15 protein-coding genes are annotated in these 15,124 nt (G+C 67.4%); 2 read left to right on the top strand and 13 right to left on the bottom strand.

Annotated elements, in window-relative coordinates:
* Positions 1-7: 7 nt before the first annotated feature.
* The 6 genes from AB0F86_RS18065 to AB0F86_RS18040 form a co-directional block, all read right to left on the bottom strand.
* The gene (locus AB0F86_RS18065) at positions 8-454 is read right to left on the bottom strand and encodes an HD domain-containing protein (RefSeq protein ID WP_356985498.1); all 447 of its coding nucleotides are present in this window, start codon (positions 452-454) and stop codon (positions 8-10) included.
* Between the two features lie 247 nt (positions 455-701).
* Positions 702-881: a hypothetical protein gene (locus AB0F86_RS18060; RefSeq protein ID WP_356985497.1), complete on the bottom strand. Its 180-nt coding sequence runs from the start codon at positions 879-881 to the stop codon at positions 702-704.
* A 488-nt stretch (positions 882-1,369) separates the two neighbouring features.
* Entirely contained in the window at positions 1,370-1,777 is a 408-nt protein-coding gene (locus AB0F86_RS18055; RefSeq protein WP_356985496.1) for a hypothetical protein, read from the bottom strand.
* A 121-nt stretch (positions 1,778-1,898) separates the two neighbouring features.
* A complete protein-coding gene (locus tag AB0F86_RS18050) occupies positions 1,899-2,354 on the bottom strand; it encodes a hypothetical protein (RefSeq protein WP_225281524.1) in 456 nt (151 codons plus the stop codon).
* A gap of 489 nt (positions 2,355-2,843) precedes the next feature.
* A complete protein-coding gene (locus AB0F86_RS18045) occupies positions 2,844-3,713 on the bottom strand; it encodes a MaoC/PaaZ C-terminal domain-containing protein (protein ID WP_356985495.1) in 870 nt (289 codons plus the stop codon).
* A complete protein-coding gene (locus AB0F86_RS18040; RefSeq protein WP_181698833.1) occupies positions 3,713-5,068 on the bottom strand; it encodes a 3-oxoacyl-ACP reductase in 1,356 nt (451 codons plus the stop codon). Before AB0F86_RS18040 ends, AB0F86_RS18045 begins: the two co-directional genes overlap by 1 nt.
* Positions 5,069-5,169: 101 nt before the next feature.
* Here AB0F86_RS18040 and AB0F86_RS18035 point away from each other — a divergent pair, with 101 nt between their 5' ends.
* A complete protein-coding gene (locus AB0F86_RS18035; RefSeq protein ID WP_181698835.1) occupies positions 5,170-6,501 on the top strand; it encodes an acetyl-CoA C-acetyltransferase in 1,332 nt (443 codons plus the stop codon).
* Between the two features lie 67 nt (positions 6,502-6,568).
* On the opposite strand, the gene AB0F86_RS18030 is transcribed toward AB0F86_RS18035, so the two are convergent.
* The 4 genes from AB0F86_RS18030 to gnd all read right to left on the bottom strand — a co-directional run bounded on the left by AB0F86_RS18030 (position 6,569) and on the right by gnd (position 9,856).
* Positions 6,569-6,799, bottom strand: a complete 231-nt coding sequence (locus tag AB0F86_RS18030) for a hypothetical protein (protein WP_225281526.1) — start codon at positions 6,797-6,799, stop codon at positions 6,569-6,571.
* 112 nt (positions 6,800-6,911) lie between these two features.
* Positions 6,912-7,871, bottom strand: a complete 960-nt coding sequence (locus tag AB0F86_RS18025; RefSeq protein WP_356985494.1) for an alpha/beta hydrolase family protein — start codon at positions 7,869-7,871, stop codon at positions 6,912-6,914.
* Positions 7,872-7,894: 23 nt separating this feature from the next.
* Positions 7,895-8,596, bottom strand: a complete 702-nt coding sequence (locus AB0F86_RS18020) for a hypothetical protein (protein WP_356985493.1) — start codon at positions 8,594-8,596, stop codon at positions 7,895-7,897.
* Positions 8,597-8,830: 234 nt separating this feature from the next.
* A complete protein-coding gene (gnd, locus tag AB0F86_RS18015; RefSeq protein ID WP_356985492.1) occupies positions 8,831-9,856 on the bottom strand; it encodes a phosphogluconate dehydrogenase (NAD(+)-dependent, decarboxylating) in 1,026 nt (341 codons plus the stop codon).
* A gap of 306 nt (positions 9,857-10,162) precedes the next feature.
* Here gnd and AB0F86_RS18010 point away from each other — a divergent pair, with 306 nt between their 5' ends.
* The gene (locus tag AB0F86_RS18010; protein ID WP_356985491.1) at positions 10,163-12,010 is read left to right on the top strand and encodes a VanW family protein; all 1,848 of its coding nucleotides are present in this window, start codon (positions 10,163-10,165) and stop codon (positions 12,008-12,010) included.
* Positions 12,011-12,017: 7 nt separating this feature from the next.
* Here AB0F86_RS18010 and AB0F86_RS18005 read toward each other — a convergent pair whose 3' ends face one another.
* The 3 genes from AB0F86_RS18005 to AB0F86_RS17995 all read right to left on the bottom strand — a co-directional run bounded on the left by AB0F86_RS18005 (position 12,018) and on the right by AB0F86_RS17995 (position 15,084).
* Positions 12,018-13,166, bottom strand: a complete 1,149-nt coding sequence (locus AB0F86_RS18005) for a DUF5685 family protein (RefSeq protein ID WP_356985490.1) — start codon at positions 13,164-13,166, stop codon at positions 12,018-12,020.
* Between the two features lie 66 nt (positions 13,167-13,232).
* On the bottom strand, positions 13,233-13,829 hold the full coding sequence (locus AB0F86_RS18000) for a TetR/AcrR family transcriptional regulator (RefSeq protein ID WP_067497168.1): 597 nt from the start codon (positions 13,827-13,829) through the stop codon (positions 13,233-13,235).
* Positions 13,830-13,914: 85 nt separating this feature from the next.
* Entirely contained in the window at positions 13,915-15,084 is a 1,170-nt protein-coding gene (locus AB0F86_RS17995; RefSeq protein WP_356985489.1) for a glycoside hydrolase family 3 N-terminal domain-containing protein, read from the bottom strand.
* Between the last annotated feature and the right edge of the window lie 40 nt (positions 15,085-15,124).

Raw genomic sequence — 15,124 nt, 5'->3', positions numbered from 1 at the left:
CGCGAGGTCATGCGCTGACCGGATAGCGTGCCTGGAATGCGAGTCTCCGGTCGGCATCGGCGGCGATCCGGTCGAGTTCGTCGTCGAGTGCCATGAATACCTGCCAAGATGCCTGGCCCTCCGCGACAACCAGGTGCCGCACCACCAACTCCTCGAGTTCAGGAATGCGCTTTGCCTTCCACACCTTGTCGGCCAGGCTGACGAGCAGGTCCTCCATCCGCACCTCAGGCGTGGCCCACGAGCCGTGCGTCCGCGCAAAGCGCGCCAAATCCTCGGTAAAGCCCTGCGCCACAAGCAGTTCATACCCAGCCTGCTCGTGGGCCGAGCCCGGCCCGGACAACTCGCCGGGATGAAGAATCTTGCCGATGTCATGTGTCACCGCGCCGAACAACACAGCATCGCGGTCGAACAACAAGCCTCGGTAGTGGCTGTCGACCCAGTCGACCCAGCTCACACGCCACCTCGTGCACTGCGCGGAGGTGAGCGGCCAGACGAGGTGGAGCCGCGAGGTTTCGAAGGAGATCCTCTACTCGCGTGGGCAGCGTCCTGAGCCCTGGGTCAGTCAGAGCATGTTGCAGAAGAATGCGGCTCAACGGCGACCTTTTCGAGCGTGATGCCGAGGTTGACCGATATCGATCAGCGCGTAACCAGGCAAAGGGTGAATTCGTCTGTGCGGCGGGCGTCCGCCGGGTGAGCGGGTTCTAGTTCAGCGGGGCATCGCGCCACCAGTTCATGACCTCGCCCGGTGTGCCGTATCCGTCGGTGAACATGAGGAAGGTTGCGCGTTGGGCGTCGCCCGAGAAGGTGGTGATGATCTTGTTTCCGTTATCGGTGTACTGATGGTTCGTGTACTCGCGGCCGTGATTGACGTCTGTTGTCATCGATGACGGCGGTAGGCCGGCGACCACCGACTGAACGTCGACGGAGGAGTGGTAGGCGTAGATCCGATAGAAGGGGTCGTTGCCATCCCCTCCGTCATAACACCGCCACTGCCACGCCCAGTTCCCGAATTCCGGGTCACCCGCATTGGCGCTGGGAACGTATCCGCGATCGGTCTGCCAGCAAGTCGCACCCCGGTACCCGATTTCACTTTCCGCACTCCGCGGAACCAACCGCGGAAACGCAGCGCTGATCGATTCGGCGGTCGGTGTGACGGCCTCCGACGAACCGCTGGGCAGGCCGGGAACCGCCGAAGCCTGAGCACCCAACAACGTCAACGCGAGCCCCACCGCGACAGCAGACCCAAATGCCCTCATCTTGTACACAGCTGATCCTCCGAATGATTAATGATCCGAGCACGCCCCCGCAATATTCGACGAGAGGTGGTCTGAACGCGCGCGGCAAACACGGTGCGGACACCAGAGTTTCCCTATGAGCTGCCGGACTGACCGAAGAAGCGCCGGAAACGCACTGCCGACGAAGACCGTGCTCGGTGAGGGTTGTCGACGGCGGCCGTTGAGTTCCTGGATTCGGAGGCGCCGTATGCGAAGCGGGACTCCATGTTCCACTGGCCTTTCGGCAACTTCGAGTAGCGGTACCAGAGATCTTCGAGGTTGGTCTGGTGCTCAGCGTGCAGGTCTACGATTCGGCCCGCGAGTGTCAGGGTGTCGTCGGAGGGGATGATGAATGGTTGACAGGTCGACTGCAGGGAGACGCGGAATTCGCCTCGCCCTGATGTGCTGATGTGTAGTTCGGCGACAAGGTCCTCTTCCGTCATCTCGGCCAGGACCGAGCCGCCGAGTTCTGTGTCGAGCGTCCCGTGGCGGTCGAGTGGCATTCCTGGCATCGAGCATCTCCTGCGGGATCGAGTGGTTCGGCTGACGCAGCGGCCGATGCTGTGCCGGTATGGCAAATGCCCCGTCGCGGGACGGGGCATTTGTTTTCTACGTGCTGATGAATCAGGGGGTGGTGGTGTCCGGGTCGGTCGGCTCTTCGGCACCGGCGGAGCCCGAGGACAGGGCCTCGAGGATGGTGGCCAGGCTGTCAGCCGAACCGGTGTCCGGAGTCTCCGCCGGCTCCTCGGCGATGTCGGCCGGGTCGGTCGGCTCTTCCGCGCCGGCCGAACCCGAGGACAGGGCCTCGAGGATGGTGGCCAGGCTGTCAGCCGAACCGGTGTCCGGGGTCTCCGCCGGCTCCTCGGCGATGTCGGCCGGATCGGTCGGGTCCTCCGCAGCGGCCGAACCGGACGACAGGGCCTCTACGATGGCGGCCAGGCTTTCGGAGGAGCCGGTTGCGGGCTCTTCGGCGGCGGAGGCCACGCCGGTGCCGAACATGGCGATACCGGCCGCGAGGGCGATGCCGAAACCGAGCGTGCGGATCTTCTTCATGAAGTGGAACCCCTTGGTATTAAGCATGATTGCCGACTGCGTTGCCGACTGGAAAGTTTCTAACACGGGGGGCGGACAGTTCCGCAGACACTTGTTTTCGGGGCACTTGCCAGGGCAATGCTGAACATTTGCCGTCAAGGTGGAGATAATCCGAGAGCGGTGCGAGGGTTTCAGAACGATCGTTCGGAATCCAGAACTCGATGCCAGCTGGAAAAGTTGAACACTGCAGTACAAGCGGTCGGTTGCAGCTCCGAGGCGGATTCGGCCCGAAGCACCACGCGCTCGCGATCTTTCGTCACGGCGCCGAACTCATCTTGTTACCCAGCTAATACCTGGCGTACACCATGATTGATGTCACACGTAGGACCGGTAACAGAACGATCAGCCAGAACGATTGTCGCGCAACCGGTTTGATTGACACTGTATAGCTACTGGTTGCCCGCCATATAACCACGTTCGCAACGGAAAAGGCCGCATATCCCGAATGGGATACGCGGCCTTCCGCCAATGAAGAACTCAGCGCACAGTGGCGGTGAGGTGGGGGAAACCCTTCTTGGGGTGCAGCATCGACAGGTCCCAGCCGGTACCGGCCTTCTCGGCGTAGATGTTCACCGAGGAGGGCAGGAGAATCGGCTTACCGAATTTGACCGTGTACGTGGCCTTTTCGGGCACCCGGCCCTCGATGGTGCCGAGGATGGTGGCCGCCGACCACATGCCGTGGGCGATGGTGGTGGGGAAACCCATTGCCTTGGCGCCGATTCCGGAGACGTGGATCGGGTTGCGGTCACCCGAGGCGGCGGCGTAGCGGTTGATGATCTTCTGATCGACACGCTGCACGCGCAGCGGCGGCGGGGGCACCTCCTCCGGCGGGGGTGCGGACTTCGGACCGCCGGACAGCGAGGTGCGCTGCTGGTGCAGCATGGTCGCCACCTGACGCCACACCAGTTCCCGGCCGACGCGGATCTCCGTAACCGCGTCTACCAGCAGGCCTTTCGGGTGCTCGCGCAGGTTCTCGGTGTGCACGGTGAAGTCCAACGGCTCGGCCGCCGAGATCTCCCGGGTGCGTTCGATGACGTTCGAGAAGTGCACAGAACCCACCGCGGTGAACGGGAAGTCCCGTGCCACAAGCAGTTCCATCATCAGCGGAAACGCCAGGACGAACGGGTAGGTGAGCGGCAGGGTGTCGCCGAAGCGCAGGCCGGTGGCGTGGCAGTAGGCGGCGAGGTGGTCGGGGTCCACCCGCACGCCCTCGATGGCGACCCGGCGGTCGGGCAGCGCGGGCTTGCGGCCCGAGAGCGGCGCGGGCAGCGGGACGGCGCCGAGGGCCGCCTTCGCGTACAGCGCGCCGTTGCTCGGGATCTCGGTGAGCGTGATGGTCTGGGTCATCAGGCGCCGATCAGGCTCTGCCCGCAGACGCGAACCACGTTGCCGCTCACCGCGTTCGACGCCGGGCTGGCGAAGAAGGCGATGGTCTCGGCGACGTCGACGGTCTGGCCGCCCTGCAGCAGCGAGCTCATCAGGCGGCCGGCCTCGCGGGTGCCGACGGGGATGGCGGCGGTCATGGCGGTTTCGATGAAGCCGGGGGCCACCGCGTTGATGGTGATGCCCTTCTCCGACAGCAGCGGCGCCTCGGCGTCGACCATGCCGATGACGCCCGCCTTGGACGCACCGTAGTTGGTCTGGCCGCGGTTGCCCGCGATGCCCGCGATGGAGGACACGTCGATCACGCGGCCACCCTCCTTGAGCACACCCTTGGCGACGAGGCCGGAGGTGATGCGGTGCGGGGCGGCGAGATTGACGTTGATGACCGAGCTCCAGCGACCCTCGTCCATGTTGGCGAGCAGCTTGTCGCGGGTGATGCCGGCGTTGTGGACGACGATGTCGATGCCGCCGAAACGCTCGGTGGCGAACTCGGCGAGGCGCTCGGCGGCGTCGGGCGCGGTGACGTCGAGCGCCAGGGCGGTGGCACCCACCTTGTTGGCGGTCTCCGACAGCGCCTCACCGGCGGCGGGGATGTCGGCGACGATCACGGTGGCACCGTCACGGGCGAACACCTCGGCGATGGTTGCGCCGATACCGCGCGCGGCACCGGTGACCACGGCGACCTTGCCCGCGAGGGGCTTGTCCCAGCTGGCGGGGGCCACGGAATCGGCCTTGCCGACGCGGATGACCTGACCGTCGACGAACGCCGACTTGGCCGAGAGCAGGAAGCGCAGGGTCGACTCGACACCCGTGGCCGAGGAGCCGGCTTCGGGGTGCACGTAGACGAGCTGGGCGGTGGCGCCGCGCAGCAGTTCCTTGGCCACGGACCGGGTGAAGCCCTCGAGCGCGCGCTGGGCGATCTGCTCGTCGACCGAGCCGACCAGCTCCGGCGTGCTGCCGAGCACCACGACGCGGCCCGACGGGGCGAGGCTGCGCATGGCGGGCTGGAAGAACTCGAACAGCTGCGACAGCTTCTCGATGGAGTCGATGCCGGTGGCATCGAAGACCAGCGCGCCGTACTTGGTTCCGGACTCGAGCGAGTCGGCGATGGTGTAATCGGTGAGCAGGGCACGGATCGGCTCGGCGAGGCGACCCTTGCCGCCGAGCAGCACCGGGCCCGGAAGCGCGGGCTCGCCTGCCTTGTAGCGGCGCAGCTCCGCGGGCTGGGGCAGGCCCAGCTTGCTCGCGAGGAACGCGCCGGGGGCGGAGTGGATGAAGGATCCGTAGAGGTTGGGTGCGCCCTTGCTCTTGGCTGCCACTGTTCCTACCTTCACATTCGCGGGTACGGTGTCGACAACGAACTTACTCCAGAGTAAGTTGGATGACAACCGATCACCCGACGAGACCATGGAGAACTCGAGTGACAAGCAAAGCCCGCTCGACGGCGGCCAAGGCAAGTACCGCCAAAACCGCGAAGACGCAGCGCCCGGTCGCGATCGTTGGCGGTAACCGAATTCCGTTCGCGCGCTCCGACAAGGCCTACGCGCACGCGTCCAACCAGGACATGTTCACCGCCACCCTCGACGGGCTGGTCAGCCGCTTCGGCCTGCAGGGCGAACGCCTCGGCATGGTCGTCGGCGGCGCCGTGCTCAAGCGCGTGGGCGAGCACAGCCTGATCCGTGAGAGCGTGCTCGGCTCCAAGCTCTCGCCCTACACCCCCGCACACGACCTGCAGCTCGCCTGTGGCACCGGCCTGCAGGCCGTGGCGACCGTCGGCGACGCGATCGCGATGGGCCGCATCGAAGCGGGCATCGGCGGCGGTACCGACACCACCTCCGACGCGCCGATCGGCGTGAGCGAGGACATGCGCGAGTGGATGCTCGACGCCAACCGCGCCAAGACCAACAAGGACCGGCTCAAGCTGGTCGGGCAGCTGCGGCCCTCGATGCTGGGTATCGAGATCCCGCGCAACGCCGAGCCGCGCACCGGGCTGTCGATGGGTGAGCACGCCGCCATCACCGCCAAGGAATTCGGTGTCTCCCGCGAGGCGCAGGACGAGCTGGCCTACCTCTCGCACAAGAACATGGCCGCCGCCTACGACCGTGGTTTCTTCGACGACCTCATCACCCCGTTCCTCGGCCTGACCCGCGACGACAACCTGCGTCCCGGTTCGACCGTCGAGAAGCTGGCCACGCTGAAGCCGGTGTTCGGCACCAAGCTGGGCGACGCCACCATGACCGCGGGTAACTCCACCCCGCTCACCGACGGCGCGTCGGCGGTGCTGCTGTCCAGTGACGAGTGGGCCGCCGAGCGCAAGCTGCCGGTGCTCGCGCACCTGGTGGACTCCGAGGTGGCCTCGGTGGACTACATCCACGGTCCCGACGGCCTGCTGATGGCGCCCACCTACGCGGTGCCGCGTCTGCTGGCCCGCAACGGCCTGACCCTGCAGGACTTCGACTACTACGAGATCCACGAGGCCTTCGCCTCGGTGGTGCTGTGCACGCTCGCCGCGTGGGAGTCCGACGCCTACTGCAAGGAGCGCCTGGGTCTCGACGGTGCGCTCGGCTCGATCGACCGCAGCAAGCTCAACGTGAACGGTTCCTCGCTCGCCGCGGGCCACCCGTTCGCCGCGACCGGCGGCCGCATCGTCGCCTCGACGGCGAAGATGCTGGCGGAGAAGGGTTCCGGCCGCGCGCTGGTCTCCATCTGCGCCGCGGGCGGCCAGGGCGTCGTCGCGATCATCGAGCGGTAGTCACACGCTGAAACAGCTGCGGCGGCACCCGGAATCCGGGGCCGCCGCAGTTGTTCTCGGGCCTTTGTCAGCGGCACATCGGGTTCGGGTGCGGCTCGGCAGCGCCCCAGGGACCGCAGATGATGAGCTTCATGATGCCGAGGGGGAAGTCGATGAGGGCGGAACCGGTGCCCGCGGAGCCGGACTCGGCGATGACCGCAGGCTGCGCGGGGGCGGCGAGGGCCGGGGAGGTGGCGCCCGCGGCGATGCCCGCGACGGCAGCGGTGGTGACGAGGACTCGGATCATTCGACGGTGCATGGGGGAACCTCTCGGGTAACTGAGCAGAGCTAACTGTCACATCGGGGGTTTCAGCGAGAGCGTTTCCGAAACTTGTGGGGGCTTGACTCGCCGAAACTTATTGTGTAACTGACTATTCCGCGCCGATGGCGGCGGCGAGCAACGGCCAGGAAGCGTGTAGATCCTGTTCCCAGTAGTGCCAGGTGTGCGCGCCTGCGGGCCGGAAGACGGTGTGCGCGGGGATGTTCAACTCGGTGAGGCGAGCGGCCAGCCGCTGAGTACAGAAGTTGGCCGCCGCTTCGATGGCGCCGCCGAGCATGATCTGGTTGGCCAGGCCGAGGGCTTTGCCGGGAGTTGCGCCGGGCGGAAGGGTTTCGGCCGGCCCGGGGAGTCCGGAGGCACTGGACAAGTAGATCGTCTTGCCGCGCAGTCGATCCGCGTGGAGGTAGGCGTCGTTGGCACGCCAGGCGGGATCGTCCGGCGGGCCCCACATGTTCACCGGATCGGCACCCGCTCGGGCCAGCACCAGATCGATGAACGCGCGACTCATCGGATCTTCGACCGTGGCGCAGCCGCTGAAAGCGCCGACGGCACGGTAGCGATCAGGGGCGGCGATGGCCAGGTTCAGGGCAGCGGTGGCCGACATGGACAGGCCCGCAACGGCATTCACCCCGGTGGTGCCGAGGGTGGTGTCGATGATCGGCGGTAGTTCCTCGGTGAGGAAGGTCTGCCATTTGTTGCGGCCGAGCTTGGGATCGTCGCGCTGCCAGTCGGTGTAGTAGGAGAACGCGCCTGCGGCGGGGGTGACGACGTTGACGTTCTTGTCGGCGAAGAACTCGACGATGTCGGTCTGGTCGTACCAGTTCGCCAGGTCCTCGCCCCCGCCCGCCCCGTTCAGCAGATACAGGGTCGGGCGGGGTTCGCTGGTGTCGAAGGGTGTGATGACCCGCAGCGGGATCACCTGGTCCATCGACGCGGAGTACACGTGCAGCGTCTGCTGCCGCTGGCCGGGCCGCTCGACGCTGTCGAGGCGGGAGACGTCGGCCCCGGCGGTGCCGACCGTGAGCACGATCGACGCCGAGATCGCTGCCACGATCGAACACAGCCGGGCGAACATCAGCTGCCGATCAGGTTGCGCAGCACGTCGGAGAGGATGTCGGTGGCCGAACCGGTGGAGCTCAGCTGACCGTCGGAGGACCCGAGGCCGTTCTCGCCGAGACTGCCGATCACCGTCTCGCCCGCATTGGCGCCCCGCGCGGTGAAACACGCGGTGAGGTTGGGCATTTCGTTGCTCACGCCCACCGTGCCCGCGACTCCGACACCACCGCTGGTCACCTGCTGACCGGGCTGCAACGAGGACGGGACCGGGTAGGTGATGGTGAGGGTCACGGGGTTGCCCGAGTTCACGAACCAGCCGGTGCTGGTGACCTTCCAGCCGCCCGCGTTCGGTTCGGGCGTCACATCCTCGGTGACCTGGCCGCCGATGGCGTGATAGGCGGTGACAGTGGTCTTGACGGGGGCACCGAAGCCGCTCGGCGGGAAGTCGGTGATGGTGTTGACGTAGGGATTGCCGATACCGGTGGTCCCGACGACCACCTTGTAGGTGACCGTGGTGCCCACGCCGATCTCCTCGGCGCTCGCGATCTTGTCGTAGACGTGGGTGACGCCGACGGTGCTCGCGTCGCGCTTCTCGGCGTGACTACGCACCGAGCAGGTGGTGTCGGCGGCGGCGACGCCGGAGCCGAGGGCGACGCCCGCGCAGGCGACGACCAGCGCGGTCGTGGCGATTCCCGCGGCGGTGCGCGAAGTCCGGAACATGATTTCCTCCAAAGCCCCACCTGGACGGGTGGGGCGAATCCTCATCGAGTGGTGCTCCCCCTCTGGCGACAAGGTAACGGTGGAATTGGACAGTTGTCCTGGAAAACAAGAACACGTTCCAATATTTGTGGAACATCCTTGTTTTACTCTTGAAGGCCTGTTTGACCAGGTAATCTCCGGAAGTTTGTGCCCCGCTCCGGCCTCCCGTGGTGACGGGAGGCCGGGTGCGGACGACTACTTCGGCAGCTCGATGTGGCCGCCGAACGCCTTGCGCATGGCCGAGAGCATCTTGTCGGCGTATTCGGCCTCCCCGCGCGAGGAGAAGCGCTGGAACAGCGCGGCCGACAGCACCGGAACCGGGACGGCGGTATCGATGGCCGCGTCGATGGTCCAGCGACCCTCGCCGGAATCGGACACCCGGCCGCTGAAGGAATCGAGGTTGGGGTCGGCGAACAGCGCGCCCGCGGTGAGGTCGAGCAGCCAGGAGGCCACCACCGAGCCACGCCGCCACACCTCGGTGATCTCCGGGATGTCGAGCTTGTACTGGTAGTACTCCGGGTGCTCGAGCGGGGTCTCCTCGGCCGAGTGCTCGCCGCCGTGATCGGCGCCCATGTCGGCGTGCTTGAGGATGTTGAGGCCCTCGGCGTAGGCGCTCATCGCGCCGTACTCGATGCCGTTGTGCACCATCTTCACGAAATGGCCCGCGCCCGCGGGGCCGCAGTGCAGCCAGCCCTGCTCGGACGGGGTCGGCTCACCGGTGCGGCCGGGGGTGCGCGGTGCGGCATCGACGCCCGGCGCGATCGACTGGAACAGCGGCTCGAGCGCACGCACCTGTTCGTCCTCGCCGCCGATCATCAGGCAGAAGCCACGCTCCAGACCGAAGACGCCGCCCGAGGTACCGACATCGAGGTAGTGGATCCCCTTGGGGGCCAGCGCCTTCGATCGCTTGATGTCCTCGTGGTAGCGGCTGTTGCCGCCGTCGATGATGGTGTCGCCCGGCTCGAGCAGGTCGGCGAGCTCGTCGATCGCGGCACCGGTGGCACCGGCGGGAATCATCACCCACACCACCCGTGGCGCGTCGAGCATCCCGACGAATTCCTTCAGGTCGGTGCTGCCCCGGAAGCTGTCGCCGAGCTCGGCGGCCAGCTCGTCGATGTGGCCCTGGTGGCGCTCGTGCCCGACGGCGCTGTGCCCGTCACGCACGATGCGGCGCACGATATTGGCGCCCATCCGGCCGAGGCCGATCATTCCCAACTGCATCAGTTCTCCCTCGTTGTCCGGTCCCTGGTGGCGAGTCTCACCCCTGATTGTCGCGCGCGGCGGAGCCCACCTGCCCGGCGGCATCGTGTGCCCGGTCGAAATCAGCCGAAAATCGGCTGTAACGCCCCGGTGAGGGCGCCGATAAACAGATCGGCTCCGTGTAGTTGCCAGACCCCCGACCCGGCAACTACACGGGGCCTTCCTGTTGTCTGCCCCACTTCGCCGGGCTGCCGAGTGCGCGCCGGGCCGTTACCCTTGGCGAGCACCCGGTAAACCCAACGGGGCCCATGAAACGGAAGGACCTCCGTGCCCAGCGAGTCGACCGCCGGACGACCGGCGGACCGAGGGCGGGGCGAGGTCGGACTACGCAAGCTGCTCGAAGCAAATCGCACTTTCGATGCCGACACCACCGCCCTGCCCACCCAGCCCATCAGCACCATCGCCCGTGACCACCGCCCACAGGCGCCCCAGCCGACCCCGCCGGGCGACCAGCAGCTGGTCAAGCGGATCGGGATCGCCGTCGGTGCCGTGTTCGCGGTCGGCACCGCCGCCTACCTGGCCGACTTAGCGCTGAACGTGGGCGAGGTGCCGCGCGGCGTCGTCATCGCCGGCGTGGAGGTCGGCGGGATGGATCAGGGCGAGGCCGACGCCAAGCTGCGCAGCGTCCTCGGACCGCGCGCCGACCAACCGCTGCCCGTGCGCATCGGCGATGTGCAGGCCAGCATGGTGCCCTCGGCGGCCGGTCTCGGCATCGACTGGGACGCCACCTGGGACGCCGTCGGCGGTCAGCCGCTGAACCCGGTCGGCCGATTGGTCTCACTGTTCGGGACGCGCGAGGTCCCCGTGTCCAGCACCGTTGACAACGCGGCGCTCGATCAGCAGCTGAGCACGTTCCGCACCCACGACAACCCCACCGTGGAAGGCACCGTTCGCTTCGAGAACGGTGCGCCTGTCGCGGTGCCGCCGGTCCCGGGCCGGGTGCTCGACATCGACGGTGCGCGCAGCACCATCACCGAGCGCTGGGCCGAGGTGAGCCTGCTCGATCTGCCCGTCGTCGCGGCGCCGGTGGAGGTGCGAACCGAAGCGGTGCAGGCGGCGTTGCGCGATATCGCCACGCCCGCTGTCGCCTCGCCGATCACGTTGGCGGCCAAGGACACCCGGGTGGCCCTCACGCCCGAGCAGATCGCGAGCGTGCTGAGTTTCGTACCCGACGGCAAGGGCGGGCTCGCCCCGCAGATCGACAACGACGCCGTGATCGGGCTGCTCGGACCACAGGTGGTGACCACCGAGATCGAACCCAAGGACGCCACGTTCACCGTCGGCGCCGGGAAGCCGACGGTGGTACCTGCCGTGGTCGGCGAAAAGATCGACTGGGCGAAGACGCTGGAGAAGCTGCCCGCGCTGCTCACCCAGCCGGGTGAGCGAGCGTTCGAGGCCGTCTATCAGCGCATCGAACCGAAGCTCACCACCGAGGCCGCCGAGAAACTCGGCATCAACGAAACCATCGGCGAATTCACCACCGGTGGGTTCAGCGGACCCTCCGGGGTGAACATCCGTACCGTGGCCGCCAAGGTGAACGGTGCCGTCGTGAAACCCGGAGATACGTTCTCGCTCAACGGTTTCACCGGTCCGCGCACCGCTGCGGAAGGGTATGTCGAGTCCGGCATCATCGACAAGGGCAGGCCGAGCACGGCGGTCGGCGGCGGCATCAGCCAGTTCGCCACCACGCTGTACAACGCCGCCTACTTCGCCGGCATGGAAGACGCCGGGCACACCGAGCACAGCTACTACATCTCGCGCTACCCCGCCGCGCGCGAGGCGACGGTGTTCGACGGCGCGATCGACCTGGCCTTCCGCAACAACTCCGAACACGGTGTGTTCATCCAGGCCGTCGCCACCGGGTCCGACATCACGGTGCGGCTGTGGGGAACGAAAACCGTTGATGTGGAGTCGATCACCGGCGAGAAGTCCAAGCCGACGGAGCCGACCGAGATCACCCTGCCCAAGGGCAAGGACTGCATCGCCTCCGAGGGCGCACCCGGATTCACCATCTCCGACACCCGGGTGATCACCGATCGCAAGACGGGGCAACAGATCTCGCGGCACACGCGGACCGTGAAGTACGACCCCATCCCGATCGTGAAGTGCGAGTGAGGTTTTCCTAGCAGTTGCAGTCGCAGCAGCAACCGTCGCCGCAGCATTTGCCGCACTCGCCGCAGTTGCCGCAGCACTCGCACGCGTCGCAGCAGTCCTTGCATTTCTTGCGCCAGGCTTTCTTTCGCCTGCCGTCGCAAGGACTGTTGTGGTCGACGCAGCACGCCGCACCGGTGCAGTAGACGCCGCAGATCTGGCCGATCGCCTTCAGCGGGCCGGGTCCGGACGACTTCTGCTCCGGCGCGGAAGGGAATCGGTAGGGCTCGTGATTCGCCGAGGCGCGACAGGTGTGCCCGGTGATGAGCCCGAGCCCGCGGCCCAGGTTGCGCAGGAGCGCCGCGAGCGGATCGAGCAGCGCCCAGCGCACCGTCGGCACCTGGTCGAGTTCGGCCTCGACCGCCGCCCGGCGGATGCTCGCCTCGCTCTCGCGGACCAGTTCGTAGGCGCGCGGCATGTCGGTGCCGGTCGCGTCGAGCGGGTTGAAGCGGCCACGCGCGCGGTCGCGGTCGAGGTCTTCGATCGCGTCCGCCAGGTGGGCGATGCGGCCGACGTGGCGGCCGATTTCCTGCAGGGCCGCAACGTTTTCCGGGCGGCCGGCCAGGGTGGCGGTATGACCGAACAGGGTGGCCGCGCACAGCTGGGTGGGACCGGTGAGGTCTTCGAGGCACCCTTCGGCCGCACGCGCTTCGAGTCCAGGCTGTGCGGCGATCGCGGTCAGCAGCGGGGCCACATCCAGGCCGATGGCGTCGGCCTGGCGTTGTGCACGGGTCGCCCACGAATCGGAGATCTTGCGCATCGGGCGGCGCGCGAACGCTCCCGCGTCACCGTCGTCGACGTGATCGCGAATCTTGGCCGCGCCCAACAGGAGTGACGCCGTGGCCGCCAGCTGCACACCCGGTGCGTCGGCCGCGACCACCGAGGCCCGGCGCATGCCGCGCAACGGACAGGGGGCGGCGTTCGTCCGAGAACCCGTGCCTGCCTGCGCCTCGGTGAGCACGCTGAGCACGATCGCATCGGTATTGGTCGCCGCTCGGGCCAGCTGGCCGTGACCGTCGCGCAGGCCGAGACACAGCCCGCACATGTGCGCCTGCCACTGGTCCGGATCGATGCCGTACTTCGCCGCACCGTGCGCACACGGCTTCAACACTCCGAACACTGCCACCCCGTCGTTCGTGAACTACCAGACAAGCACGATCGCAGGTCGCGACGGCCGGGGCAACCGCTACTCGGGTTTGCGACCCGCCAGACCGCGCCAGGCCAGATCGTCGAGCAGGTCGACCGCCTCGGCCACCTCGATCCGGCCACCGGCGACCCGGTCGGCGATGGCCTCCCCCGCACCGATCACGGCGGCGGCGACGACCTCGAAATTGGTGCCGGGCTCGGCGTGCCTGGCACTGGATTCCAGCAGCTTCGCGGTGAGTTCGATGACGCGCTCGCGGGCGTTCTCGATCTCGGCGGCGAATGCTTGCTGACCGATTGCCTGCCGGTAGAGAACCTGCCAGGACTGCCGGTTGCGGTCGACGAAATCGAGGAAGCCCTCGAGCGCCGTTCGCACCTGCTCGTGCGGCTTGAGTTTGGGGTTGCCCGCGGGCGCGACGGCCTCGATCAGGCGAAGTCCCTCGCGCTGGATGCACGCGCGGAAAAGTTCGTCCTTGGAGCCGTAATACAGGTAGAGCATGGGTTTGGAGATCTTCGCCTCGGCGGCGATCGCGTCCATCGATGTGTCGTGGAAGCCTTTGCGCGCGAATACCTCGACGGCGGCATCGAGCATCTGCTGCTCGCGAACCGCCCGGGGAAGCCGCTTCGTCCCGCCTGCCATCCACTCTCCTACCGCAGGGTGAGACTCCATCTTACTGCAAGGTAAGTTCCACCCGTGCCCATTTGCCGCACAGTCGCCACGCCGCTCAGCAGCCCAGTGCGACACCCTTGTAGCGGGCCATCCGCAGCACCGACGCATCGACTCGATCAGCGGGCAGTTTGCCACTCGACACCGACAGCTCCAAGCGGTCGAGTACCTGCGGCACCGCATCGGTGGTGATCCAGAGCGCGTTGTCGGCCCCGGCGACGAGCGCGGCCTCGACGGCTTCGGCGATCGTCATGCGGTCGGTGATGGCGGCCATGCCACCCAGATCGTCGGTGAAGATCGGGCCGTTGAACGGCGCGGCGCCGTAGCCGGTGCCCTGGCGCAGCAGCGACATCACGGCCGGGCTGATGCTGGCCGGGGTGTCGGGTTCGGTGAGGCCCGGCACGTCGAGGTGGCCGACCATCACGGCGGCGCCGGAGTTCACCAGATTGCGGAACGGCACCAGGTCCTTGGTCTTCAGCTCGTCGATCGGGGGCGTGCGCACCGCACCCGTGTGCGAATCGCCGGAACCGGAGCCGTGACCGGGGAAATGCTTGATGACCGAACCGAGGCCCACCTCGTTGGAGGCGCGGATGTAGGCGTCGGCGTACTCGGTGACCACCTGCGGGTCGTCGCTGTAGGAGCGGTCGCCGATGACGCTGTTGTCGGGCTGGGCGCTCACATCGGTGTCGGGCGCGAAATCGACCGTGATGCCGAGGTCCTTCAACGCCTTCGAGCGGGTGAGCGTGTTCTGGTAGTGCTGTTCGGGTGTCTGGGTCTGGGCGACCACCCGGGCCGAGGGCGCCTCACCGATCACGGCCGACGCGCGCGAGACACGCCCGCCCTCCTCGTCGATCGTCACCATCAGGGGCGCCTTGGCGAGAGCTTTCACCGCGTCGAGCTGGGCGCGATCGAGCAGGCCCGGATCGGTCCAGCTACCGACGAAGATGCCGCCGACCTGCTCGGTGGTCACCACATTCGTGGCGTCGTCGGCGCCGGTGATGCCGACGGTGAGCAGCTGGGCGAGCTTCTCGCGTTGCGAGAAGGTACCGAGATAGTCGGCCCCGCAAGGTTTTTGGGCTCCGGTGGTGGCGACCGGGGCGCCGGCCTCCGACGACGGCGCCGTGCCGCTACTGCTCGCGGCGGTGGTCGTCTCGGTCGACGACCCTCCCGAACACGCGGTGGCGACGGCGGCGACAACTGCGAACACGACCACAGGCGATTTCCGCATGCACTCCACGGTAGACCCGGACCGGAACCGGTGGCGCCGT

This window comes from Nocardia sp. NPDC023733, assembly GCF_040639775.1.
GTDB classification, from domain to species: Bacteria; Actinomycetota; Actinomycetes; order Mycobacteriales; family Mycobacteriaceae; genus Nocardia; species Nocardia rosealba.
Note: the sequence above shows the minus strand (reverse complement) of the source record. Positions and strands in the feature narration are given on the sequence as shown.